General features: G+C 40.9%; 23 protein-coding genes and 1 tRNA gene. 15 read left to right on the forward strand and 9 right to left on the reverse strand.

Annotation, left to right across the window (positions count from 1 at the left end; genetic code table 11):
* Positions 1–4 precede the first annotated feature (4 nt).
* Positions 5–730 (forward strand): amino acid ABC transporter ATP-binding protein, encoded by a 726-nt coding sequence (locus tag M5E07_RS12200; protein WP_252223816.1) that lies wholly within the window; start codon positions 5–7, stop codon positions 728–730.
* Positions 731–1,141: 411 nt separating this feature from the next.
* A complete protein-coding gene (locus M5E07_RS12205) occupies positions 1,142–2,329 on the forward strand; it encodes an ammonium transporter (RefSeq protein ID WP_116763402.1) in 1,188 nt (395 codons plus the stop codon).
* 66 nt (positions 2,330–2,395) lie between these two features.
* Here the strand turns inward: M5E07_RS12205 and M5E07_RS12210 are convergent, their stop codons facing one another.
* The gene (locus M5E07_RS12210) at positions 2,396–3,091 is read right to left on the reverse strand and encodes an HAD family hydrolase (protein WP_252219546.1); all 696 of its coding nucleotides are present in this window, start codon (positions 3,089–3,091) and stop codon (positions 2,396–2,398) included.
* A gap of 191 nt (positions 3,092–3,282) precedes the next feature.
* Between M5E07_RS12210 and M5E07_RS12215 the strand changes: the two genes are divergently transcribed.
* Complete coding sequence (locus M5E07_RS12215) at positions 3,283–4,026, forward strand: phosphatase PAP2 family protein (RefSeq protein WP_252219549.1); 744 nt, start codon at positions 3,283–3,285, stop codon at positions 4,024–4,026.
* A 237-nt stretch (positions 4,027–4,263) separates the two neighbouring features.
* Here M5E07_RS12215 and M5E07_RS12220 read toward each other — a convergent pair whose 3' ends face one another.
* From M5E07_RS12220 to M5E07_RS12240, 5 genes are all read right to left on the reverse strand, one after another.
* On the reverse strand, positions 4,264–5,583 hold the full coding sequence (locus tag M5E07_RS12220) for a sensor histidine kinase (protein WP_252223819.1): 1,320 nt from the start codon (positions 5,581–5,583) through the stop codon (positions 4,264–4,266).
* 25 nt (positions 5,584–5,608) lie between these two features.
* Entirely contained in the window at positions 5,609–6,286 is a 678-nt protein-coding gene (locus tag M5E07_RS12225; protein WP_252219551.1) for a response regulator transcription factor, read from the reverse strand.
* Between the two features lie 15 nt (positions 6,287–6,301).
* Positions 6,302–7,978, reverse strand: a complete 1,677-nt coding sequence (locus tag M5E07_RS12230; RefSeq protein ID WP_252219554.1) for a phosphoethanolamine transferase — start codon at positions 7,976–7,978, stop codon at positions 6,302–6,304.
* Positions 7,979–8,099: 121 nt separating this feature from the next.
* Positions 8,100–9,251 carry a porin gene (locus M5E07_RS12235; RefSeq protein ID WP_252219557.1) on the reverse strand — a complete coding sequence of 384 codons (1,152 nt, stop codon included), beginning with the start codon at positions 9,249–9,251 and terminating at the stop codon, positions 8,100–8,102.
* A 134-nt stretch (positions 9,252–9,385) separates the two neighbouring features.
* A complete protein-coding gene (locus tag M5E07_RS12240) occupies positions 9,386–10,633 on the reverse strand; it encodes an MFS transporter (RefSeq protein WP_252219560.1) in 1,248 nt (415 codons plus the stop codon).
* A 141-nt stretch (positions 10,634–10,774) separates the two neighbouring features.
* Here M5E07_RS12240 and M5E07_RS12245 point away from each other — a divergent pair, with 141 nt between their 5' ends.
* From M5E07_RS12245 to putP, 5 genes are all read left to right on the forward strand, one after another.
* On the forward strand, positions 10,775–11,401 hold the full coding sequence (locus M5E07_RS12245; RefSeq protein ID WP_252219563.1) for a 1-acyl-sn-glycerol-3-phosphate acyltransferase: 627 nt from the start codon (positions 10,775–10,777) through the stop codon (positions 11,399–11,401).
* A gap of 60 nt (positions 11,402–11,461) precedes the next feature.
* On the forward strand, positions 11,462–12,388 hold the full coding sequence (locus tag M5E07_RS12250) for a patatin-like phospholipase family protein (protein ID WP_252219565.1): 927 nt from the start codon (positions 11,462–11,464) through the stop codon (positions 12,386–12,388).
* Positions 12,389–12,488: 100 nt separating this feature from the next.
* Positions 12,489–12,962 (forward strand): NfeD family protein, encoded by a 474-nt coding sequence (locus M5E07_RS12255; RefSeq protein WP_252219568.1) that lies wholly within the window; start codon positions 12,489–12,491, stop codon positions 12,960–12,962.
* 14 nt (positions 12,963–12,976) lie between these two features.
* On the forward strand, positions 12,977–13,831 hold the full coding sequence (locus tag M5E07_RS12260; protein WP_252219570.1) for an SPFH domain-containing protein: 855 nt from the start codon (positions 12,977–12,979) through the stop codon (positions 13,829–13,831).
* 204 nt (positions 13,832–14,035) lie between these two features.
* The gene (putP, locus tag M5E07_RS12265; RefSeq protein WP_252219573.1) at positions 14,036–15,526 is read left to right on the forward strand and encodes a sodium/proline symporter PutP; all 1,491 of its coding nucleotides are present in this window, start codon (positions 14,036–14,038) and stop codon (positions 15,524–15,526) included.
* Between the two features lie 84 nt (positions 15,527–15,610).
* Here the strand turns inward: putP and M5E07_RS12270 are convergent, their stop codons facing one another.
* From M5E07_RS12270 to prpF, 3 genes are all read right to left on the reverse strand, one after another.
* The gene (locus tag M5E07_RS12270; protein WP_116763378.1) at positions 15,611–16,519 is read right to left on the reverse strand and encodes a polyprenyl synthetase family protein; all 909 of its coding nucleotides are present in this window, start codon (positions 16,517–16,519) and stop codon (positions 15,611–15,613) included.
* A 240-nt stretch (positions 16,520–16,759) separates the two neighbouring features.
* Positions 16,760–17,731, reverse strand: a complete 972-nt coding sequence (locus tag M5E07_RS12275; protein ID WP_252219576.1) for a sensor domain-containing diguanylate cyclase — start codon at positions 17,729–17,731, stop codon at positions 16,760–16,762.
* Positions 17,732–17,928: 197 nt separating this feature from the next.
* Positions 17,929–19,119, reverse strand: coding sequence for a 2-methylaconitate cis-trans isomerase PrpF (gene prpF, locus M5E07_RS12280; protein ID WP_252219579.1), 1,191 nt, complete (start codon positions 19,117–19,119; stop codon positions 17,929–17,931).
* Between the two features lie 316 nt (positions 19,120–19,435).
* On the opposite strand from prpF, the gene M5E07_RS12285 reads away from it, so the two are divergent.
* From M5E07_RS12285 to M5E07_RS12315, 7 genes are all read left to right on the forward strand, one after another.
* The gene (locus M5E07_RS12285; RefSeq protein ID WP_116763372.1) at positions 19,436–20,791 is read left to right on the forward strand and encodes an amino acid permease; all 1,356 of its coding nucleotides are present in this window, start codon (positions 19,436–19,438) and stop codon (positions 20,789–20,791) included.
* An 84-nt stretch (positions 20,792–20,875) separates the two neighbouring features.
* Positions 20,876–20,951 (forward strand) — tRNA-Arg (locus M5E07_RS12290).
* A 167-nt stretch (positions 20,952–21,118) separates the two neighbouring features.
* The gene (locus M5E07_RS12295; protein WP_252219581.1) at positions 21,119–22,441 is read left to right on the forward strand and encodes a tyrosine-type recombinase/integrase; all 1,323 of its coding nucleotides are present in this window, start codon (positions 21,119–21,121) and stop codon (positions 22,439–22,441) included.
* 380 nt (positions 22,442–22,821) lie between these two features.
* The gene (locus M5E07_RS12300; protein WP_252219582.1) at positions 22,822–23,481 is read left to right on the forward strand and encodes a hypothetical protein; all 660 of its coding nucleotides are present in this window, start codon (positions 22,822–22,824) and stop codon (positions 23,479–23,481) included.
* A gap of 92 nt (positions 23,482–23,573) precedes the next feature.
* Positions 23,574–23,783, forward strand: coding sequence for a helix-turn-helix transcriptional regulator (locus M5E07_RS12305; RefSeq protein ID WP_252219583.1), 210 nt, complete (start codon positions 23,574–23,576; stop codon positions 23,781–23,783).
* Between the two features lie 3 nt (positions 23,784–23,786).
* On the forward strand, positions 23,787–24,470 hold the full coding sequence (locus M5E07_RS12310) for a Rha family transcriptional regulator (RefSeq protein ID WP_252219585.1): 684 nt from the start codon (positions 23,787–23,789) through the stop codon (positions 24,468–24,470).
* A gap of 3 nt (positions 24,471–24,473) precedes the next feature.
* Positions 24,474–24,818 carry a hypothetical protein gene (locus tag M5E07_RS12315; protein ID WP_252219587.1) on the forward strand — a complete coding sequence of 115 codons (345 nt, stop codon included), beginning with the start codon at positions 24,474–24,476 and terminating at the stop codon, positions 24,816–24,818.

Below are 24,818 nucleotides of genomic sequence, written 5' to 3' on the forward strand. Positions count from 1 at the left end.
AATAATGATTGATCTCCAAAATGTCAGTAAATGGTATCAACAGTTTCAAGTCCTGACCGATTGCACCACACAAATTTGCCAAGGTGAAGTGGTGGTGGTTTGTGGACCTTCAGGTTCAGGCAAATCGACCCTCATTAAAACTGTCAATGGTTTAGAACCCTTTCAAAAAGGGCAAATTTTTGTGGATGGTATTCCAATTGCAGACCCAAAAACCGATTTAAATAAATTGCGCAGCCGCGTAGGCATGGTGTTCCAACACTTTGAATTATTTCCGCATTTAAGTGTGACTGAAAACTTAACCATCGCCCAAATCAAAGTTTTAGGGCGTAGTGCTGATGAAGCGAAGAAAAAAGGACTGGCTTACCTAGACCGTGTCGGATTAAGTTCGCAAGCCAATAAATTCCCTGCACAGCTTTCTGGTGGGCAACAACAACGAGTTGCAATTGCACGTGCATTGAGTATGGACCCGATTGCCATGCTGTTTGATGAACCAACTTCTGCACTTGACCCCGAAATGATTAATGAAGTACTTGAAGTGATGGTCGGTCTAGCGAAAGAAGGCATGACCATGATGTGTGTTACTCATGAAATGGGCTTTGCACGCCAAGTGGCAAATCGAATTATCTTTATGGATCAAGGCAAAATTGTCGAAGACTGTTCCAAAGATGATTTTTTTACCACGCCTCGTAGCGAACGGGCACAACAATTTTTAGAGAATATTTTGCATTAATTCCGTGCACATTCATCAAGAGAGACTCACCTCACTTGATGAAGTTTTGTTCTAATCCTCGATCAATAAAAATGCACTTCAATCTGCTGATCTAGCAAATTGAAGTGACACTAAAAATTCTGAACGAACATTCAACTTATATCTATGATTTTTAATTTAATTAAATAGAAACCAAAATTTTTTATGATTTTAAATTGCAACCTAGAGCACTCTTTTAAGCCGATATGCACTATTTTCCACCGAATAATTCATAGTTTTATCTGAATTGGTGCATTTTTTGCTTAATTATATGCATGAACGGAGTATTCGGTTGCTGAACTCCAATTTTTAGATTTACTAAACTATTTTGGTGCAAATCCTCTTCCAAAATTTGTACCTAAAGTCATATTTAGCACTTTTTTTGAGCAAACTATGCAAGATATCGATTTACTTTTTCTACTGCTAGGCGCAGTGCTGGTACTGGCCATGCATGCCGGTTTCGCATTTTTAGAACTAGGAACAGTTCGACATAAAAATCAGGTCAATGCCTTAAGTAAAATCCTAACCGATTTTGCACTTTCAGCGATTGCTTACTTTTTCGTGGGTTACTACATTGCCTATGGACATCATTTTTTCCATATGGGAGCAACTTTAGCGGCAGATCATGGTTATAACTTGATGCGCTGCTTCTTTTTGCTAACTTTCGCTGCGGCTATTCCTGCAATTATTTCTGGTGGTATTGCGGAACGTGCCAAAATGCGTTCCCAAGCCTTAGCGACGCTACTCTTAGTCGCATTGGTGTATCCATTCTTTGAAGGCATTGTTTGGAATGGTAATTTTGGCATTCAAACATGGTTAGAGCATACATTTGGTGCACCCTTTCATGACTTTGCAGGCTCGGTAGTTGTACATGCCATGGGTGGATGGATTGCCTTAGCCGCTGTGATTTTACTGGGTGCACGCCATGGTCGTTATAAGAAAGATGGCCGCGTCAGTGCGCATCCGCCTTCATCCATTCCCTTCCTTGCCTTAGGTTCTTGGATTCTCATAGTCGGTTGGTTTGGCTTCAATGTCATGAGTGCGCAACGTTTAGATGCGATTTCAGGCATGGTTGCCATTAATTCATTAATGGCGATGGTCGGCGGAACCATTACTGCGAACATGATGGGTAAAAATGACCCTGGCTTCTTACATAATGGTCCACTTGCTGGTCTGGTTGCTATCTGTGCAGGCTCTGATATTGTGCATCCTTTTGGTGCGCTTGTGATTGGTGCCATTGCTGGCATCATTTTTGTGAAGTTCTTCACCTATACCCAAAACAAACTCAAAGTGGATGATGTACTGGGTGTGTGGCCATTACATGGCATTTGCGGTGCCTTTGGTGGACTTGCAGTTGGTATTTTCGGTCAACAATGGTTAGGCGGGATTGGTGGTGTGTCCATGATGTCACAAATCATGGGGACTTTATTCGCTATTGTGGTTGCACTTGCGGGTGGATTCGCAGTGTACGGCGGTTTAAAAGCCTGCATCGGTATTCGTTTATCGCAAGAAGACGAGTTCCGTGGTGCTGATTTATCCATTCATAAAATTTCAGCAAATTCGGATGACAGTATGTTTTAAGTTTTCTCAATTTCCGCATGTTGCGAAGCGATTCTTTAGAATCGCTTTTTTTTTATACCAGCAATTTTATGCTTGCTCTAAATAGGCATATAACTCTTGTAAGTTCTGGATACGAGGAACTTGTAAACTTTCATCTTCAGGGTGAAAACCTTGTAACCAGATGGCTTGCATCCCTGCTTGTTGTGCGCCTCGAATATCATTCACAGGATGATCTCCAATGAACAAACATTCTGAAGGATGTACCCCTAATTTTTCCGCAGTATGTAGAAAAATCTGCGGATGAGGCTTACTCATCCCTGCTTGTTCGGAACTCACTATCACATCAAAATAGTTCTTGAAGCCAAGTCCAGTTAAAATATTCAAGCGCGTTGCATGTCCACCGTTCGACACCACTGCCAAGGCATAATCTTGTTGTTTCAAGCTTTGTAACAGCTCAATAGCACCTGACATAGCAACGGCGCATTGTCCAAAATACTGAAACCAGAAATCGGTTAAGTCTTGAAAATCGACCTCAGTTTTCCATGCTAATTCTTGCAATAAAGCAAATGCAACCGATGCCCCAATGCTCGGGTGAGTCAGTTCTTCTTTTTTAGGATATCCGCCATTATCAATTCGGCGGATCATTTGCTGTATTTTTTCCAGATCAGGTACAAATAAGTATGACTGAAACTGTTCTAGTAAAAACTCACTATAGCGCCGAATACTTTGGTCACGATGGGTTAAAGTGTTGTCCAAATCAAATAATACGGCACGAATAGGCATAAAATTCTCGGGCGACTTTTGCCTTTTAATCTAACATTTTAAACCATGTTTACATTACAGATTATCTGCTAAGTTCTACATCAAATCTGTTAAATACATCAGTCCCTCTATCTGCTTTTAAGATTCAATTAAGTCGGTTTTAAGTTTGTATTGGTTAAATCAAAAATAATTAAAATATCGTTTGTACGACCATGTCTGAATTACAACGCTTTAGCCTAAAACAAGGATTGATTCTGCTAGGCTGTTTTATTCTTTTGCAGTTCTGGTTCCCTGTCGGCGGACAACTCGATCTTATGCTCATACAACCGTGGACGGGCTTACATGGTCAATTTCCATGGCGTTATGACTGGTTCTTAGAAAAACTGAATCATAAATATGTCAAAAACCTTTTAATTCTCTGTGATGTCAGCTTCCTTGCTCTTTGGCTTGCCAGCTTTAAAATTGAACGTTTACATGCGCAGCGCTGGCAGTATGCTTATCTGTTCTGGATTTTAATTTTAAGCACCAGTGTGGTGGGTATTCTTAAATCACAATCAGGACATGCCTGCCCTTGGAATATGACTCAAGCTACAACGACTGGTTTTCTCTGGAATTTTAATCTTAGTCATGGGCATTGCTTCCCTGGCGGACATGCAGCAACAGGTTTTGCCTTAATGACGGGCTTCTTCGCTTTTAGGAAAACTACGCCTAAACGTGCTTATTTCTATCTTGTTGCAGGTTTAATATTGGGCTTTGCTATGGGATGGGCACAAATGATGCGTGGTGCTCACTTTCTCAGTCATAACTTATGGACAGCATGGGTCGTTTGGTGCTGTAACGTCACGCTTTATCCATTCTTTTATAGACGACTCGTTCCAGCACAAACCTTAGAAGTGGAACAGCCTATTGCGATTACTCAACAACCTACTACAGAAAATACTCAAGAAGCCGCTTAAAATCCTGTCCAACAACACTTGTCATTATGCTTACAACTGTCAAATTAATGATGTCTCTAGGCCATTCAATTTGCTCAAGTCAGCATGTATTTTTTTCGCACTGACCACGCATTGAATAGGCGCCTCATTCTAAAATAACAACATGCTTTGCAGCATTTTCCAAATGAAAAAATTTATTAAAAACAATCTCAACTAACTTTTGCACGAGTTAAGCCAATTTCCAAATTAGAGCAAGGATTAATCTGACTTCACCTGTTTAGGAAACTGCACTTGCACAAATAAACCACCCAGAGTTTGGCTCTTACCAAACTGAATTTTCCCACCTAAATGTTCTGTTGCTTTTTGCACAATCGAAAGACCTAGCCCACTTCCCATCTCTAAGTGATGATGAATGCGATAAAAGCGTTTCATGATCTGTTCATACAAAGCAGGGTCAATTCCAGGCCCACTGTCTTCAACTTGAATAATGGCCTCATTGCCTTGTGAAAAAATCGAGACATTAATCACGCCATTTTTAGGCGTGTATTTAATTGCATTATCAATCAAATTATAAATAATGGAGCGTACAGCAGACTCTAAACCATTCACCAATACTTCCTCTTGGCGCTCCATACCCAAATCAATCTCTTTCTGCAAAGCCACGTGAATGAGTTGTTCGACACAGTTTACTGCCACTTGGTTTAAGTAAAATGGCTGTTGCTGCATGGTATGTAAGCTACTTGCATCTTGCTTGGCTAAATCAAGTAACTGGCTAATTAAATGCTGAATACGAATTAAACCTTGGCTCAAATTTTCCAAGGCCATGTTTTCTGGAAATTCACGCAATAAAATCTGCATTTGTAAATTAAGTGCTGTAATTGGTGTTCTTAACTCATGTGCTGCATCTGCAATGAACTGACGCTGCTCTTGTTGCGCCGACTCAATACGTTCAAGTAAATAATTCATCTCTTGAATGGTGGGGATTAACTCAACAGGATAACGATTCAGCGTAATTGGAGTGAGTTCATCTAGATCACGGCGGGCAATTTCTTGTCTAAACTCATCCATGGGTCTTAGACTGCGTAAAATCACCCAGCCCAAGCCCCATAAAATAAATGGGATCATCACCAGATATGGCACAAACATACTGGTGGCTAGTTCTAAGGCTAAATGACTTCTTGCAGAAAAAGGTTGGCTGACCTGAATTTGATACTTTTCAGTAGGTAACACATACATGCGCCACACCCCTTGCGTGGTGGAGCGGTCATAAAAACCTGCCTGATTTACGCCGTGTAATAACAAATTAAATTGATGCTGCGGATGTTCTTGCTTTTCCCAGACATCAATAAACAAGTCTTCTTCATGATAGCGTTTATGAATATCAAAATGGCTTTTGATTGGCTTAGGATCATGTACAGCAACACGTTCCGCAAGATTTTTCATTTGGGCATCAAGAATTTCATCCAGTTCACCCAATGAAATCCAGTATGCCGTTGCAATTAACATGCCTCCCAACAGCAAACTAAACCCTGAAACAAAAATCAGTAATCTTTTCTTTAAAGATGTTTGTGTTGGCATTGCGTGCAATTGCTGCATAGAATCCTTAATCCAATTTACCTAAGCGATAACCCATACCACGAATGGTGCGGATAAAATCTTTACCCAACTTTGCACGCAAGTGATGAACATAAACTTCAATTGTATTGCTATTTACTTCGCTATCAAAGTCGTACAGCTTATCTTCTAAATTGGCTTTGGAAAAAATCTTATTCGGATAACTGACCAATGGCACCAGTATTGCCCATTCACGATTGGAAAGCTCCAACTCATGCCCATGCAATAAAGCAATGTGCTGCTCAACATCTAACACCAAATCACCGTAACGAAGCATCAATGTTTCACTTGAGGCTGCTTCTTGAGTAGTGCGACGCAATAAAGCTTGAATACGTGCCAAAAGTTCTACAAATTCATAAGGCTTGACCAGATAATCATCTGCCCCCTGATTCAAACCATCCACCCGATTTTGCACCTGATCACGTGCAGAAATAATCAAAACAGGTAAATTCGGAAAACTTTGACGGATTTTTGTCAACACCTGCATCCCATCCATCATGGGCAAGCCCAAATCCAACAACACAGCATCAAAACTTTGCTGTTGTAGGAGCTTTAGCGCATCAAGTCCATTGTTTACCCATTCCACCTGAAAATCATGCAACTCCAATAGGGTTTTGCTAGATTCAGCAATCATGAAATCATCTTCAATCATTAAGATTTTGGTCATTCTGCTCATCCTAACTTATGCCTTTCCTATTGGATTCGTTGCACATTGTTTTAACATATCATTTTTATCATCAATCACTTGGGTTTTCACACCCAATAAGGACAATAAAGTTGGAAATAAATTATCCTGACTGCGTGCAATTTGTTGTTGCTGCTGCAAGCAATTGACTTGGCTTGCATTATGCTGTTGCCATGTTGGTGAGAACCACATAATCATCGGCACATGAGTTTGCTGAATTGGTGCAATTGCATAAGGCGCACCATGTAAATACATGCCACTTTCACCCGTCGACTCACCATGATCCGATAAATACCAGAAGCCCGTTTGATGATTTGGCACATCTTTAATGGTCTGAATCACCTGATTTAAAATATGGTCTGTATACACAATCGAGTTGTCATAACTGTTCAGCAATTCATCTCGGCTACAACCTTGAATGGCATTGGTTGCACACATTGGCTTAAAAGGTTGGAACTGCTCCGTCGAACGTTTGTAATAGGCTGGACCATGACTGCCCATCTGGTGTAGTACGATCAGTTGAGGTGTTTTATCTTGAGCTGGAATGCTCGCCAAATATGACTTCAAGCTATCCACCAAAACTTCGTCCATGCATTCACCTTCAGCATCACACCACTTTTGTTTTAATGCTGCTGGAATTTCAAACTTATGTACGCGGTCACAAGCCCCTTTACAGCCCGAGTTATTATCAATCCATGTCACTTTATAGCCCGCACGTTGTGCAATATCGAGTAAACCTTCTCGATGACCCGCCAACTGTTCATCATAATCTTCACGTGGCATTCCTGAGAACATACATGGCACCGATACCGCAGTTGCCGTACCACAAGAACTCACTTGACTAAAGTTAATGACATTTTGTTTAGACAATTCTGGATTGGTATTCTTCGCATAACCATTTAAAGAAAAACTCTCCGCACGAGCTGTTTCACCCACCACCAAAACCATGAGTTTAGGCATTCCTTCTGCACTGGTATTAATTACTCGATGTGCATCAGTCCCATAGGTCACTAGGGGTAAATTTTCTTTTGGTTTCTGTTTACGGTAATACGATAAAGTCGAAGCAATGGTATTTTGTGGTGAAATCATGCCTTTTAAATCACGATGTTCACGGAAAATCGCTGCAAAATCGACATAGAACACAAAAAGTAACCCTCCGATAACCGCCAACGAGCCCACAATATGCAAGCTCTTGCTCAACAGTTGTTTCAATAGAGGTTTGTTTTCAATGCGAATCAGTGCAATCAACACCATTGGCACCACGACCATAAACATGCTCCACACTACAAACTGCATAGAAAATAAATCCAATGCTTCTTTAGTGTCGGTTTGCATCATGTTTTGGACTTGCCCAGGTGAAATCACGACACCTAAACCATTCACAAAATAAGCTGTTAATCCGCCTACAAAAACCAAAAAAAACGCCAAAATTTTAGCATTCCATTTCCACTGAAATAACTGTAAAACTACGTTATAGAGTGCGACTACAACTAACACCGTCGCAAATATAAAAGTATAGGATTTAACACCTTGATAAGGCGTGATTAATTGAATTTGCTTATAAAAAGCAAAATTCAGTGCAATACCTAACCAAAGTGCCAGTAACAAGTTAAATTGATGAAGAGCCAGTGGCGGAAGAAACTGTTTAAGTCGTTCGAGGCGGGTCAAATTCATTTTACGCAGTTCAATAATCTATACGTTTATCACTGTATAAACTCAAACTTAAATCTGACTTAAAACAAAAAAAGGACGCTGCTTTTGCACCGTCCTTTTGAATGGATTTTTTTATTAAAAATTAGAATTTAAATTCTAAGCCAGTACCTACAACTGGTTGTTTAGTTTCATCATCACCTTGTTCAAGCGTTAAGTAACCACCGTAACCATACATCTTCACTTGCTTGCTGAATGCATAATCTACGCCAGCCATAATTTGGTCAGCATCATAGTCATCTTTGTTAGATTTAAAGCTAGTCGTGTTTGCACTGTATTGTGCTTTGATGGTCCACGCTTTTGCAGATGGAATGTTATATTCCGCCCCCACTAACCAACCATCAGACTTATCAATATCTTGGGCATTTGCTAGGTTTGTAGCATAATCCGATGCTTTAGTATCTGCATATGTTGTTTCTTCTACTTCAGAAGTTTGGTAAAGCGCTTTTAAAGACAAGCTGTTGTCAAGCACATTTAAACGACCAATCGCACGTAGAGTGTTTGCTGCTGCAAAAGCTGTACCTGCTACACCGCTCGTGACTTCTGCTACAGATGCATTTGTCATACCACGACCTGCAAAAGTCGTTGGAACCGCTTTGTCATAAGCAACACCCGCTACAAACATTGGGCTGTCATAGACCAAAGATGCAGACCAAGTATCGCCTAAACCACGACCCGCAGCTTTAGAAGCACCATTACCTTTAGAAATACCACTAGCTTCACCAGTTGCAAGTAAAGCATTAAATTTGACTGCACCTGTAGGTAATGTCAGTGCTGGCGCTTCATAGACCACAACATTTGCAAGACGAGTCTCACCCGTCATAATGCCTGTGATGTCCGCTTTATTGGCAACATAGTTGTTGAATGTATCCACAACACCAGAAAGTTGTTTTAATGGGGTATCATGCGCGCCCACTTTTACTGTACCTAATTTGGCATCTTTTAAACCCACGTAACGGTTACGTGCAGACCAATCTGTGCCATCACCATCGGCATTGAAAGCCCATTCAGCAAGGTAAACTGCGCTTAAACGGTCATTTAGTTTTTCATCACCTTTGACACCAAGGTAAGAGCTGTTTGAACTGACTTCGACTACATCTTTATCTGAAGTGCCCGAAGCATTATCTTCTGGTAAATAGTCCACACTCGCATCAATCTCACCATAAAACGTTGGTGCCGCAAAAGTTGAACCCGCTAACAAACTTAAAGCAATCGCTGCTGCAATTTTGGTTTTCATTAAATCATTTCCCTGGTGTTAATTTTGTTACAAATATTACATTGCAGTCACATATTACAAAAGGATTAATTTTTTATTTATATATATGTTTTAATACTTTAGGCTAACAATAACTAAACAACTGAATTGTAACATTATTTTTCACACCTCACCCATCGAAAAATTGTAACAAGGCAGAGTATTGCGATAAAAATGATCAAAAATAGATAATTTGTATAGCCTAAAACATCAGCAATCAAACCGCTCAAGCTATATAACACACCACTAACCGTTGCCATAACAGCGACCTGAAAGGTGAAATCTGTGGCTGCGTACTCAGCACGACTATATTGCATCACGACCGTTAGCATCACCACTAACAACAATGCAGCAATCAAATCCTCAGCCGCATTAATGGCATAAATCACAATAGGCGCTACGGTCTGTTGCTGTTCATATTGATAAGCTAACCAAGCATAGGCCGCTAATGACATAATTTTAAGCCAAGAAAAAAACCACAATGCTTGAGCGCGGCACATCGTTCTGAGTAACGCCCCTGCCAAACCAGCCCCGCATAAAGCTGCTATTGCGCCCAACATGGTCACATACAAACCTATTTGACTAAAACTTAAGCCCAAGTCAACCATTAATGGTTTAAGTAAGGGACCAGCAAGCCCATCTGCGACTTTAAATGTCAACAACACCCAGAGCCAACGCCATAACACAGGGCTGCTTCGGTAATAGGCGACATAATCGGTAATGGCTTTCCATTTTTGCTGTCTTGAGCTTGAAGTCGGATACTGAACCCGATGATGTGAACGTTCCTGATACAACAAAATGGGCAAGCTATTCAGAAGAACAATCACCGCCATTATCCCAAAGGTACTACGCCACTCAAGCCAGTCCAGCATCCAGAGCACGGCTCCGCCACCGACAATAAACCCCAAACGAGAACCAATCACTTGAAAGGTGTTACCCCAGTGCTGCTGTTCAGATTTTAAAATGCGAACCGCCAGACCATCCGTTGCAATATCTTGCGTAGCACCTACAACGTTCAAACTCATTAAGACAATAAAAAATAAAAATAAATATTGAGGTTGATCTAATGCATGAATGGGTAAAAATGACAGTGCAATCAATGCAATGACCGTGAGCAACTGTGTGGGAATAATCCAACTACGATAATGCCCACGCTGATGATTTCCAAAACGGTCTACCCAAGGTGCCCAAAAAATTTTGATTGACCACGGCAACATTAATAAGCCGAAACCACCAATATGCGCCAGTGAGACACCTTCTGCACGCAGAATGACAGGAAGTGCATGAGTCATAAATCCCACAGGCAAACCTTGCGCCCAATATAGAGAGAACAGCAAAAGATAAACATTCTGTGCAATAGGCATAAGCCGTAATCCTACGATGGGTTCTTGATGTACCGCAGTGAGCATTTTTGCACATCGAAGCTTACATTTTGCCAATGAAGCCCTAATTCCGAAAGCGTAATATCAAGAAAAACTAAGAATATTTGTCAGGATGACAAGCCCATGTCCGCTTCATATTTCCCTGTGCTCCCCCCTCACGTGCCGACACGAGGTAGCACATTGAGCAAGCAATTTTTTCGGCAGCTTTTTCTGGCGCAAGGCTGGTCTTTTTCTGGTGAATTTCCAGACTTGCCTAAAGCAGTTGCCATTATTTCACCGCACACCTCTAATATTGATGCTTGGCATGGCTTTACTGCACTATTGGGTTTAGGCATTCAAATTACCGTGTTTGGTAAACATACGTTGTTTAAAACACCGCTCAAACCGCTGTTAAAATGGATTGGCGTGATTCCTGTTAATCGCACCTCCCCACATGGTTTAATAAAGCAAATTGTTCAAATCATTCAAGCAAAAGAGCAGATTTGGGTGGGTATGGCACCCGAAGGTACACGAAAAAGTGCCACCAGCATCAAAAGTGGTTTTTATCGTATCGCGGTCGCTGCCAATATTCCAATTGTCATGTTTGCCTTTGATTATGATCAGAAAACCATTCGTTGTTTAGGTGTCTTTTATCCAAGTGGTGACTTTAGTCAAGATTTACCCAAAATTTTAGCCTGTTATGCAGGACAATTCTCTGCGAAAAATCCTGAATGGTTGGCAAAACCGTTACAAACTCTCGTCAAAAAGTGACTGGAAATATGTGTCAAAATTTGCTCTGATGTGCGCAACTTTTATCCTGTTTAGAGTGCAATGACTCAGCTACGCTTTTTTCAATATGGCTTAATTGGCTTACTTGGTTTTACCCTCGCAGGTTGTGATAAAACCGCAACCAAACCACCTGTAACTACCCCGATCAAGGCTCGTGAACCTGTAATTGCGATTGCTCTTGGTGGGGGTGGTGCCAAAGGTTTTGCCCATATTGGCGTGCTCAAAGTCTTAGAGTCACATGGCATTAAACCCAAAATTGTCACTGGTACCAGTGCGGGAAGTTTTGTCGGCAGCATCTATGCCAGTGGCAAAAGCCCCTATCAATTGCAACAGCTCGCACTCCAATTGCAAGAGTCAGACCTACGTGATTTAACCTTAAATAATCAAGGCATTGTATTGGGGCAAAAATTACAGAACTACGTCAATAAAAATGTAAGTAATCAACCTATTGAAAAATTCCCAATACGCTTTGCAGCAGTTGCAACACGCTTAGACAATGGTAAAAAGGCGGACTTTATTTCTGGCAATGCGGGTCAAGCTGTACGTGCCTCGTGCAGTATTCCGAATGTCTTTGTTCCTACAACCATTCGTGGCAGTAAATATGTTGATGGTGGCTTGGTCAGTCCTATTCCTGTAACTACAGCAAAAGCCATGGGTGCAGATATTGTCATTGCGGTCGATATTTCTGCCCGCCCTGTCGGCAATAAACCGCTCAACATGTGGGGCTTACTCGACCAAACCATTAATATTATGGGACAGCAAAGTATTAATACCGAGCTGAATCAGGCCAATATTGTGATTCAACCCAAAGTCGGTCATGTTGGTACTTTAGACTTGAAAGCCAGCAATGCATCCATCCTTGAAGGTGAAAAAGCGGCACAACTCAAAATTAAAGCCATTGAAACGGCTATTAGTAACTTTAAAAAGTCACCCGCAGCATTTAAACCTGTGCCAAAAGCAAAATTTTAAATAAACACTTTTTTTAATATTCATCATCTTAGACATCTGTTACAGTGAATATTGATGCCTTTGTAAGCACTATTCACTAACACAATACACGAGTAGATGTATGGAATTTGTTTTTGAACCGTGGCACTGGTTTGTCCTCGGTGTTTTATTAATGCTGTCTGAATTGATCCTTCCCGCTTTTGCAGCGTTGTGGTTTGGGATTAGTGCAATTTTGGTGGGTATTTTATTGTGGATTTTTCCTGCCCTCGACTCAACAGCACAATTGGTGCTGTGGATGATTCTGTCTATTCTTTGTACCGTCGCATGGTTTAAATTCATAAAACCGCTTTCCATTGATAAAACCAAAGCTGGACTTTCGCGCGAAGCGACCATCGGTCAGGTCGGAATGGTCATTCAAGTCAATATGGAACATGAACAAATCCGCGTACGATTTCCAATGCCTGTTTTAGGCTCCGATGAATGGAGCTGCCGCACTCTCGCTAACGTCAATGTAGGCGATCGGGTACGCGTGGTCGATATTCTGGGGAATGATCTTGTGGTACAACCACATCGTCCAAATCATGACAATCAATAAAAGCGAGTAAAACTATGTCAGCGGGATCTATTATTGTTATTGCGTTGTTGGCCTTTGTCGGCATCACGATTTTTAAGGGGGTTCGTATTGTTCCCCAAGGCTACAAATGGATTGTACAACGTCTAGGTAAATACCATACGACCTTAAGTCCTGGTCTTAACTTTGTTATTCCATATGTGGATGAAGTGGCTTACAAAGTCACCACCAAAGATATTGTGCTGGATATTCCATCACAAGAAGTGATTACCCGTGATAACGCGGTTATTATGATGAATGCCGTCGCATACATTAACCTAACCACACCTGAAAAAGCAGTCTACGGGATTGAAAATTACACGTGGGCAATTCAAAACTTGGTACAGACCTCACTGCGTTCAATTGTTGGGGAAATGGATTTGGATGATGCTCTCTCTTCTCGTGACCATATTAAAGCCAAGCTAAAAGCAGCCATTTCTGATGACATTGCAGATTGGGGTATTACCTTAAAAACAGTCGAGATCCAAGACATTCAGCCTTCACAAACCATGCAATCTGCCATGGAGGCACAGGCTGCTGCCGAGCGTCAACGTCGTGCGACTGTCACCAAAGCCGATGGCGAAAAACAAGCTGCTATTTTAGAAGCCGATGGACGTCTTGAAGCTTCGCGCCGCGATGCGGAAGCACAAGTCGTTTTGGCCGAAGCTTCACAGCGTGCCATTGAAATGGTGAGTTCAGCCGTGGGTGATAAAGAAATTCCTGTTGCCTATCTGCTAGGTGAACAGTATGTCAAAGCCATGCAAGAAATGGCGAAATCGAATAATGCCAAGACGGTAGTATTACCTGCGGATATTTTAAATACTATTCGTGGTGTCATGGGACGTAATAATTAATCCGACGGATGAGATTCCTTTGCATTTCAGCAAAATAGGCAGTTTATGACTGCCTATTCTTTTTTTTAGAACAAAAAAAACAGAAAACTTTGTGGATTTATGTTTAAATCCCGCGCTTATTTTCAGGATATTGTTTGCTTTTTGTAACAATCAAGTGCAAAAAGCTACATTCTAGTTCGTGATTTAACTCCCAAGGATAAGCGTATGAGTTCACTGAATCCGACCTTAATCACTTTTTTCTTTTATATCATTGCCATGGTTTTTATTGGCTTGATGGCTTACCGTGCAACCACCAATTTTGATGATTACATCTTGGGTGGTCGTAGTCTAGGAAGTTTTGTGACTGCACTTTCGGCGGGTGCATCCGACATGAGTGGTTGGTTACTCATGGGCTTACCTGGTGCAATCTATTTATCAGGTTTATCTGAAATGTGGATTGGGATTGGTTTAATTATTGGTGCTTGGCTCAACTGGCTATTGGTCGCAGGTCGTTTACGAGTACATACCGAAGTGCAATACAACGCATTGACTCTCCCCGACTATTTTTCCAATCGTTTTAATGACCACAAGAAAGTCCTGCGTATTGTCTCTGCCTGCGTGATTTTAATTTTCTTCGCAATTTACTGTGCTTCTGGCATGGTGGCTGGTGCACGATTATTCGAAAACATGTTTGGTATGTCTTATACAACTGCACTTTGGGTCAGTGCCATTGCAACCATCAGCTATGTATTTATTGGTGGTTTCCTAGCAGTTAGCTGGACAGATACCATTCAAGCCACTTTAATGATTTTTGCCCTCGTGCTCACGCCTATTGTTGCCGTACTGAGTTTTACGGATACGCAACAACTGACCATAGCGCTTGAAGCTGCACGCCCACAAGCCATGAACCTTTTTGGTGACTTGAGTATGGTAGCCATCATTTCATTAATGGCTTGGGGCTTAGGCTACTTTGGTCAACCCCACATTTTGGTACGCTTTATGGCAGCGGACTCTGTGAAATCAATTCCCAATGCTCGTCGTATTGGTATGACATGGATGATCTTCTGTTTAGGCGGTGCTGTCGCTGCGGGATTCTTCGGTATTGCCTTTTTCCAGCAACATCCAGAATATGCTGCTGTTGTCAGTGCCAACCCTGAAACCGTATTTATGGAGTTAACCAAAGTTCTGTTTAATCCATGGATTGCAGGGATTGTGCTTGCGGCAATTTTAGCGGCTGTGATGAGTACTTTGAGCTGCCAATTACTGGTGTGTTCAAGTACCTTAACTGAAGACTTTTATAAAGCATTCCTACGTAAAAATGCTTCGCAAAAAGAATTGGTTTGGGTTGGTCGCCTCATGGTGTTATTGGTCTCTGTCCTTGCCATTTGGATGGCTGGTAATCCTGATGCCAAAGTATTAGGACTGGTTGCTTATGCTTGGGCTGGCTTTGGTGCTGCATTTGGTCCACTGATTATCTTGTCTTTATTCTGGAAACGCATGACCTTAACGGGTGCGCTTGCAGGTATGCTTACAGGCGCAGTCATGGTTATTGTGTGGAAGAATGCCTTTGCTGCAACCGGTATTTATGAAATTATTCCGGGTTTCATCTGTGCAACAATCGCGATTATTGTGGTCAGTCTATTCAGCAAAGCGCCTGAACAAGACATCACTGATCGTTTTGAACAAGCTGATGAGCTTTACAAAGCGTCTAAATAATTGCTGTAAAAAAACGCTATATCTTTGAAGATATAGCGTTTTTACATTTCAAATATCTTTAAAACTTATGTTCAATACATGTCATTAAAACTGACGAGCCAATAAGAACTGAGAAATTTGCTCCAATTCTTGCGCTTGTCCTTCAAAAAACTGCAAAGCTGCAAAAGCTTGATCGTGCAAATTTTGCGCATAAGCTTTGGCTGGTTCTAAACCCATCAATGCAGGATAAGTCGACTTATCGACTTGTTCATCTTTGCCTGCAGTCTTACCGAGTTGTTCTGTATTGGCGATAATGTCTAAGATGTCATCTTGGACTTGAAAAGCCAGACCAATATTTTGCCCATACTGACGTAATTGCGGAATTGCAGGATCCGTGCCCTGAAAAATCGTCACCGCTGCCATCATAATTGCCGCAGTAATTAAAGCACCCGTTTTATTACGATGAATCGTTTCTAAAGCCTGCTGATCAATTTGCTTACCTTCAGCCTGTAAATCTAAAACCTGCCCACAGACCATTTTCGAAGAAGCTGTCGCCAGAATTTGCATTTGCTTAAGCACGATAGACGGCTCAACTGCTTCACCTTGGTCAAATAAGCGACTCCCCAAAACCTCAAATGCCATGGATTGTAAAATATCACCGGCTAAAAGCGCAGTATCTTCCCCATACGCGACATGACAGGTTGGTTGACCACGACGTAACTGATCATTGTCCATGCAAGGTAAATCATCATGTGCCAAGGAATAGCAATGAATCAGTTCTACCGCTACGGCTGCACGACGTACTGCTGCTCTGTTTTGATTCGGACGAATCGCTGCTGTGGCGTAGCATAAGGCTGGACGTACCCGTTTTCCGCCCAACATCACCGCATGATGCACTGCACTTTTTAAAGGCTCTGGCAAAGAAAAAGCCTGTAATGCGGCAAGAAGATCTTGCTGAATCTGCTGTTGCGCTTGATGCAACGTATTATTTTGTACGTCAGTTAAAGATGACACATTTGCCTCGAGTATTTTTGCTATACAGCGCCACAAAGATGCTGCATGACCATCAAAGTTCGGATTGCTCGTGATTGTACGCTAAATGTGAAGCCTGCCATACACCTTGATCTAGATTTGATGCAAGTTAATTTTATAAAGCGCGATGCTATAAGCTGTATGCTTCATTTTAGCCAATCAACTTAAAGTATTCTTTACCTAAGACCATGTGTTTCCACACATAAGATTTAATCCTATCGCTTATAAACAAGACTCACCTTCCTGACATCGCTGCTGTTTTGAATAGGAATAACATTCGGTATGGTTGCTATAATACACACTGTTTTTAAGCCCTTTTTTAGCACAATACAGGGCTTGATCTGCCAACTCATAAAATGAGCGAGCAAACATAAATTCCCGAGTACTCACCACCCCAACTGAAATCGACAACTCATGCAAAATTTGACCTCGGAAATGCTGTCCTAAAATCTCCACTGCACTTCGATAAATTTCTGCCTGCTCACAACCTTGCTGTAAGGAAAAGTTCGGCAACAAAATTGCAAACTCTTCTCCGCCAATACGATAAATATGCTGTGAAACTTCAATCGGGCTTACATTGAATAAGGTTCGTGCCAAAGCTTTGAGCACATTATCTCCCAAATTCTGCCCATAAAGATCATTAATGTGTTTAAAGTTATCAACATCAATTAACAATAAGGTCAGTTCAGATGCTTCATGCTGCGTCATGCCATGTAAATAATGTTTTAATTTCAAATCAAAGGTACGACGATTCGCCAAACCCGTTAAATGGTCCTTTTCACTGATACGCCGAAGTTCTAAATGGCTTGCCTCAAACTGGATTTGCTTGTGCATTAAATTGGAAATATCTGAACTACATAATAAAATGGATTGTACTTCACCATTTACACTATAATTTGGCTTCAACATGACCCAATAATAGCGACCAAATACTTGATATTCAAAAGGTTCGACTGAAAGCCCTTGTCTAAAATGCAATACTTTTTGGCTAAACACCTGAAAGGATGCTTCAGAAAATTGTGCGAGATTTTGCAAATACATCTGCTCAACCGAAACATTGAAGCCACTCGCAAAAAAGCGATTGGCAAACAAAATATCTCCTGTAGGAGAGAGTAATGCTGTTGCCAAAGGCAAAGAATCTAACACTTCATGGGTATCAATATTCAGGTTATTTTGAATAGAATGTGCATCCATAGTACATACATTTTTTTAGGTAAAAGCTACGCGAAATGTTATCAAAAATTGTATTTCTAACCTTCAAATATAAAGTGAATAGCTTATAAAAATATAATATATATGAATTTATGAATTACTTATTTATATTTAAGAAATAGCCAATAAAAAAGCCCCTATCAATCAGATAAGGGCTTTAACAATGTGCTAGAAATAACTTATTTTAAACAATCCTCAGGCACACGTACCCAGCCTTCCATGAGTACACGAGCACTGCGACTCATAATGGCTTTTTTCACTTGCCACTGGCCATTTTCCAATAGAGCTTGCGCACCCACTCGCAAAGTGCCTGAAGGATGTCCAAAACGAACCGCTTCTCGCGCACCACCACCCGCAGCCAAGTTCACCAATGTCCCTGGAATAGCAGCCGCTGTACCAATGGCAACCGCAGCCGTCCCCATCATGGCATGATGCAGTTTACCCATCGACAATGCACGAACCAGTAAATCGCTATCCACTTCGGTAATGGCTTTACCACTTGAAGACACATAGGCTTTCGGTTTAGAAACAAAGGCTATTTTGGGTGTATGTTGACGTGTCGCCGCTTCTGAAATGTCCTGAATCAATCCCATTTTTTTGGCACCATACGCGCGAATGGTTTCAAAACGCTTTAATGCCGCAGCATCACCATTGATCGCATCTTGGAGTTCTGTCCCCGTATAGCCAATATCTTCTGCATTTAAGAAAATAGTCGGAATACCTGCATTAATAAAAGTCGCAGGAAAAGAGCCTATCTCAGGTACGTCCAAGGTATCCACGACATTTCCAGTCGGGAACATGGCACCGCCATCTTCACCATCATCGGCGGGGTCTAAAAATTCAATTTGGACTTCCGCCGCAGGAAAAGTCACACCATCAAGTTCAAAATCACCCGTTTCTTGGACTTGTCCATTGGTGATAGGAACATGGGCAATAATGGTTTTTTGAATATTGACCTGCCAGATTCGTACCGTACATATGCCGTTTTCAGGAATCCGTGCTGCATCCACCAAACCGTTCGAAATAGCAAATGAGCCCACAGCAGCAGTTAAGTTACCGCAGTTACCACTCCAATCCACAAACGGCTGGTCAATAGACACTTGGCCAAACAAATAATCGACATCATGCTCGGCTTGCGTGCTTTTCGCTAAAATGACGGTTTTACTGGTGCTTGATGTTGCTCCACCCATCCCGTCAATTTGTTTTGTATACGGATCTGGACTACCAATGACGCGCAGTAAAATTTGATCACGAATTTTACCTGCCACCTGCGCAGCTTCTGGTAAATCATCGCGCTTAAAAAATACCCCCTTACTGGTACCGCCACGCATATAAGTCGCTGGAATTTTAATTTGAGGAGCAAAAATCATTGTGCTTCTATCCTTCCTGAGTCATTTTTTTAACGGATTACTTCATTTAAGCCTTATCCATCATACTGCTTTTTATGAAAAAAATTTGTCTTGCAGGACTTAAGTATAAAAAATCAACGGTTGATCATTTTTTTTACAGCATGTAGAACGATAGAGTCATTTTTTAAATAAATCTAAACAATTGATTCATCATTCAATTTTATATGTTAAAAAAAGAAATACGCATAGCGAAATGATTTGACCGATCGTTCATCTACTAGGCTAAGTGTAATCAATCCTTTACAATCCATATACATTCATTGTCGGGCTGAGAACTTTGAACAATAACTCTTCACAACTTCAGCGTGGCTTAAAGAACCGTCACATCCAACTTATCGCCATGGGTGGCGCAATTGGTACAGGCTTATTCTTAGGTTCCGCACAGGTTATCCAATCTGCTGGTCCATCCATCATTTTAGGTTATGCCATTGGTGGTTTAATTGCATTTTTAATTATGCGTCAGTTGGGGGAAATGATTGTCCATGAACCTGTTGCCGGTTCATTTAGTCATTTTGCTTATCAATACTGGGGCAAATTCCCAGGCTTCCTTGCTGGTTGGAATTACTGGATTCTATATATTTTAGTGGCGATGACTGAGCTTACTGCAGTCGCTAAATATATTAATTACTGGTGGCCTTTTATCCCTGCATGGGCTTCCGTACTGTTCTTTTTCGTTGTCATTACCCTCATTAACTTGGGTAATGTAAAGTTCTATGGAGAGTCGGAATTCTGGTTAGCAATTATTAAAGTTGCTGCGGTAATTTCCATGATCGTATTCGGTTTATATTTATTATTTACCGCAGACGCAAACTCAACGGCTTCATTTAGCAACCTTTGGGCACATGGTGGATTCTTCCCGAATGGCTTTGAAGGTCTATTCTATATGTTGGCTTTCCTGATGTTCGCCTTTGGGGGAATTGAACTGATTGGGATGGCAGCGGCAGAAGCTAAAGATCCTGAAAAAACCATTCCTAAAGCCATCAATCAAGTTGTGTTCCGTATTCTCATTTTCTATGTGGGTTCATTGACCATTCTGTTGTCTTTAGTGCCTTGGAATCAATTAGATTTAGGTGGTTTGGACAAAAGTCCATTCGTGATGATTTTTAGCCAAATGGGTATTCAATGGGCTGCACATTTACTGAATTTCATTATTTTAACCGCTGCTTTATCTGTATATAACAGTGGTATGTACGCAAATAGCCGTATGTTGTTTGGTTTAGCAGAACAAGGAAATGCGCCAAAAGTTTTCTTGAAAGTGAACAAACAAGGGGTACCAATTCCTGCGGTATTGTTCTCGGCATTACTCATTTTCGGTTGCGTATTGTTGAACTACTTTGTACCTGAAGATGCGCTGGGTCATTTAATGTATATCGTTGTGGGTGCATTGGTATTGAACTGGGCAATGATTAGTTTGACACATTTAAAATTCCGTCAAGCGATGCAAGCCACGTCAACGCAAACTAAATTCCCTGCACTTTGGTCCCCAGTAAGTAACTATCTAGTCCTGATCTTTATTGCGACTGTGCTATACATTATGTGGACGCAAGGCTTTAAAGAGTCTGTATTGATGCTTCCTGTGTGGATTGTCTTAATGCTGATCTTCTTTAAAATGATCAAACCCGCCAAAAGCTAAGTAACTTTGGGTTGAACTAAAAAGTTATTGCTTCGGCAATAACTTTTTTTTTGCTTTAAAATCAGGTACATTATTTCCACTTTAGCGCCCTTAGCTTAACTGGATAGAGCAGTTGCCTCCTAAGCGACCGACGTGGGTTCGAGTCCCGCAGAGCGCACCAAATCATTAAACGCATATAACTCTACTTACATAACAATCAATAAAAATCAATAACTTAAACAACAATCATGGTCTTTCTTAACTCTATATAACTTGATATAGCCTTAAATAATAAGTACCTTAATGAGTACCTAGCCCGATTCTATCAACTTTCAGGTACTCATTCTCATGGCTAAACTGGTTAAACCCCTTACAGACCCTCAATGTGGGGCTGCAAAACCACGAGATAAAGATTACACCCTATTTGATGGTGATGGGTTGATATTGCTTGTACGCACATCGGGCACAAAGACCTGGCGATATAGATATAAAAATCTATTGGGTACTCAAATCATCACAATAGGTACTTATCCGGCTATCAAACTAGCAAAAGCTCGAGAGCATCGAGCAAAATATAAAACCATGCTGGCCAACGGATTGGACCCTAAAGAGCAAATAGCGATTGAACAATCTAAGCAAGACAATAAATATCACTTTGAACCTATAGCAAGGGCTTGGCATGTTGCCTACAAAGCAAGTGGTAAATGGGGCGAAGAAACGGCGGAACGTGCGTTAAAGAACCTAGAGAAATATGTATTCCCTCTTATTGGGACCCGTCCGATTGACAGCATCAAGCCTAAAGACCTCAATTATGTCCTGAGCCAAATTGAAGAAACAGGCTTTCTTGAAGTGGTCAAAAAGACACGCCAGCGTTTTGTCAGTATTTTTGCTTATGCTATTTCTAAAGGACTAATAGAGTTAAACCCTGCATCTAGTTTAAAAGATGCCATTACAGTGACACGTAAAACTAAGCACCACCCTAAACTACACCTGAGCCGATTACCTGAGTTTTTACAGAAGATAGAAGCTGATAAAGGTTATCCAATTACTAAGCTGTGCTTAATGTTCGCCCTACACACTTTCGCCCGATCAAGTGAGATACGCTTTGCGCGCTGGTCTGAATTTGACTTAGAAAAGGGACAATGGATTATCCCTCCTGAACGTAAAGCATCAAAGGGTAGCAAGTATGCTCATCGCGGAGCAAAAATGAGAACTGAGCATTTGATCATGCTCTCCCCTCAGGCCTTAGCCATTTTAAAAGAGTTACAAGCCTACAGTGGCATGTATGAAAATGTATTCCCTAAACACGGCGACCCTTACGGCTTTATCAGTGAAACCACCATAAACAACACATTAAGACGTATCGGCTACGATACCAATGAAGATGTTTGTTTGCATGGCTTCAGAGGCATGGCTTGCGGTGCCTTAGTTGAAAGTATGCTATTCACTGAAGAAGCCGTTGAGAAGCAAATGAGCCACCAAGAACGCGACCAAGTGCGTTTAGCCTATACACATCATGTTGAGTTCTTAGATGAACGTAAAAAGATGATGAACTGGTGGAGTAATTATCTTGATAAGAATAAGAGCGAATATATCAGTGCTTATGACTACGGTCAGGAAATCAAAAACATTGAGCAAGATAATCTCATTCAGTTTAAAAAGACTAAGTAAATAAACTCTATTTTACTTAGAGGTACGGCTTAATGGCTTAATCACTTCCAAAGCCTTGCAAGGAAAGAGATTCCATTAAGCTAAGCACTATTTCATGTACTGGCATAATGGCTTAATCAATATATTTCCCTAAGGAACCCTGCGATTTTGCGATTTGGCTTTATATCCCTTGCCATATATAGGTTAGAACTTCGCAAACTATTTGCGATTCCCCTATTTTTATAACGCCGTGATTTGTCGCTGTAATGAGCTTATATGCACATATATGGTTATTTATGATTTATATTCAGTTTGCTAAGTCTAGGTTTGCTCCCGAAAGTCGGATACCCAATTCGATTGGCTTAGCTGTTTTATTGGGATGCTGTGGGAGGCAGGTAGAGATGGCAAATGTTTCTTTTATAATAAATTACCTTAAAAATACTTATAGTGAATACGGAAGTATTTCACAACAATTTGATCATATATTTGAATTTCTCCAAGTAGACAAAAATGAAGCGATAGATGCTTTTTATGAAATATATTCAACTGAATCCCACCCTGCATTATATCCAAGTTACGAAAAAGATGCCTGCCACTTTTCAAGTGTCAAATTAATCCAACGTCTTACCTCAATAGCACCACCTAACAATATTGATAGACTCGCCATTTCTTATATTATCTACGATATAACTAAAGAAAAAATTCAACATTTGAATAAGAAATTAACAAATGATGATATCAATCTTGCCTTAAAAAATATTGAGGTGATTAATTTTGATTTAGGCGTATTTATGCAGTGCATAAATGCTCAAATGCTCTCCACATATCGAAATGATTTAAAAAAATCTATACAAGCCTTGGGGGGACTAACCAGATCTAAAAAATATCAAACAATAAAAAACACAATAATAAAAGATTGGAAAGCTTCCTCTTATCACTCTTATGCTGAATGCGCGAGAAAACACGCAGTAATACATGGACTGAGTACAAAAACAATTGAAAAATGGCTCTCAGACGAATTTAAAAAAACCCAACATGGTGCAAAAATGCCTATGTGCTAGCAAAATACCCATTGTGCTAGCTCAAAGGTTTTTCACGAGAATAATCATAAACATACTAACTCCACGATATACAACTATGTGGAGTTATACACATGCAACCTATCCGAGTTACTTACAATCAGGCTTGTGAGTTATTGAGCATAAAGCGCAATGCTTTACGTGAACTCACCCTAAATGACCCTGAGTTTCCAAAACCGTATAAAGCTGGCCCTACTCGTCAAGCTCCTGTGTATTTTGACTACGCTCAGCTTGTTGAATGGCATAACAAGCAAATGCAAAGCCTTACTATATTGGAGGCTTAATTCATGAATCAAATCCTTTCACCTACTCCAACCATGTCCAGTCGTGAAATAGCAGAATTGACTGGCAAAGAGCATAAAAATGTTATTAGAACTATTAAGGACTTATTAGCAGCGGAAATTTTAGACGCTCAAATTGAGCCACTAAAATTTGAATACCGTGGCCAGTGGTTTGATTACTACGAACTAAAAAAGCGTGACAGCCTTATCCTTGTTGCACGTCTTTCGCCTGAATTTACAGCTCGCTTGGTAGATCGTTGGCAAGAACTGGAATACCAATCCAAACAGCACAATGTAGACATTAACAATCCACACGCTCTACGCAAGGCATTACTTGAATATACAGAACAGGTTATCGAGTTAGAGCATAAAAATACTGGGTTGGAAAAATCCATAAAGGTAATAACTCAAACCAATCACGGCGTTAAATTCCAACAGGCTTGCAAGATTCTCAATATTAAGCGTTCTGTGTTAGCTGATTGGCTCAGTAAACATGGTTGGGATAGACGACTTAACAATGCACGTGCATCTACCCACTATAGCCAAGAACGTGGGTACTGCGAAACTAAGTATGAAGAGCGTACAAAAATCAAAGCCAATGGTGAGCTGGGAAGCTATAGCCAAATTGAATTTTTTATTCTGCCTAAGGGGATGGAAGTTTTAGCTAAACATTTCGGAATAAGGGGGTGATGCATGAAAGAGCTCTCTATCAACCTTCTAAAGCTACTCTTCATCTGGGCTATGGCTGTTTTTCTTGTTGCAAGCTGTGAACGTTCAGCTTATGCTAATCCCGTTCATCAAAAAGCAGATGAGCTAACCTTGGCCGGTTACAAGTTTTCACTAGGCGCACAGTCCGCTCATAGGACTTTTTTTGTGCGTGAAATCTCTATGCATTCGCATGTTATGGCGGGGCTGGAGAGGGACACCTTCGGGTGTGCAGGTGACCTAGTGAGCCTGTCGGCCAACCCTTTTCAGCTTCGCCACCCTCATTTGGCCGTGAATGGTGAAGCTTCTATTAAATCGCTAGGAGCGCATTAA

Origin of the sequence: Acinetobacter tibetensis, assembly GCF_023824315.1 — a bacterium.
GTDB lineage: Bacteria > Pseudomonadota > Gammaproteobacteria > Pseudomonadales > Moraxellaceae > Acinetobacter > Acinetobacter tibetensis.

Bases quoted from the DNA above. Each gene is read 5' to 3' on its own strand.
- M5E07_RS12240 (WP_252219560.1), bottom strand. From the start codon at position 10,633: ATGCCTATTGCACAGAATGTTTATCTTTTGCTGTTCTCTCTATATTGG.
- putP (WP_252219573.1), top strand. From the start codon at position 14,036: ATGAGTTCACTGAATCCGACCTTAATCACTTTTTTCTTTTATATCATT.
- M5E07_RS12220 (WP_252223819.1), bottom strand. From the start codon at position 5,583: ATGCCAACACAAACATCTTTAAAGAAAAGATTACTGATTTTTGTTTCA.
- M5E07_RS12295 (WP_252219581.1), top strand. From the start codon at position 21,119: ATGGCTAAACTGGTTAAACCCCTTACAGACCCTCAATGTGGGGCTGCA.
- M5E07_RS12260 (WP_252219570.1), top strand. From the start codon at position 12,977: ATGTCAGCGGGATCTATTATTGTTATTGCGTTGTTGGCCTTTGTCGGC.
- prpF (WP_252219579.1), bottom strand. From the start codon at position 19,119: ATGATTTTTGCTCCTCAAATTAAAATTCCAGCGACTTATATGCGTGGC.
- M5E07_RS12315 (WP_252219587.1), top strand. From the start codon at position 24,474: ATGAAAGAGCTCTCTATCAACCTTCTAAAGCTACTCTTCATCTGGGCT.
- M5E07_RS12230 (WP_252219554.1), bottom strand. From the start codon at position 7,978: ATGAATTTGACCCGCCTCGAACGACTTAAACAGTTTCTTCCGCCACTG.
- M5E07_RS12255 (WP_252219568.1), top strand. From the start codon at position 12,489: ATGGAATTTGTTTTTGAACCGTGGCACTGGTTTGTCCTCGGTGTTTTA.
- M5E07_RS12310 (WP_252219585.1), top strand. From the start codon at position 23,787: ATGAATCAAATCCTTTCACCTACTCCAACCATGTCCAGTCGTGAAATA.
- M5E07_RS12305 (WP_252219583.1), top strand. From the start codon at position 23,574: ATGCAACCTATCCGAGTTACTTACAATCAGGCTTGTGAGTTATTGAGC.
- M5E07_RS12200 (WP_252223816.1), top strand. From the start codon at position 5: ATGATTGATCTCCAAAATGTCAGTAAATGGTATCAACAGTTTCAAGTC.
- M5E07_RS12205 (WP_116763402.1), top strand. From the start codon at position 1,142: ATGCAAGATATCGATTTACTTTTTCTACTGCTAGGCGCAGTGCTGGTA.
- M5E07_RS12235 (WP_252219557.1), bottom strand. From the start codon at position 9,251: ATGAAAACCAAAATTGCAGCAGCGATTGCTTTAAGTTTGTTAGCGGGT.
- M5E07_RS12275 (WP_252219576.1), bottom strand. From the start codon at position 17,731: ATGGATGCACATTCTATTCAAAATAACCTGAATATTGATACCCATGAA.
- M5E07_RS12300 (WP_252219582.1), top strand. From the start codon at position 22,822: ATGGCAAATGTTTCTTTTATAATAAATTACCTTAAAAATACTTATAGT.
- M5E07_RS12250 (WP_252219565.1), top strand. From the start codon at position 11,462: ATGACTCAGCTACGCTTTTTTCAATATGGCTTAATTGGCTTACTTGGT.
- M5E07_RS12245 (WP_252219563.1), top strand. From the start codon at position 10,775: ATGTCCGCTTCATATTTCCCTGTGCTCCCCCCTCACGTGCCGACACGA.
- M5E07_RS12215 (WP_252219549.1), top strand. From the start codon at position 3,283: ATGTCTGAATTACAACGCTTTAGCCTAAAACAAGGATTGATTCTGCTA.
- M5E07_RS12210 (WP_252219546.1), bottom strand. From the start codon at position 3,091: ATGCCTATTCGTGCCGTATTATTTGATTTGGACAACACTTTAACCCAT.
- M5E07_RS12225 (WP_252219551.1), bottom strand. From the start codon at position 6,286: ATGACCAAAATCTTAATGATTGAAGATGATTTCATGATTGCTGAATCT.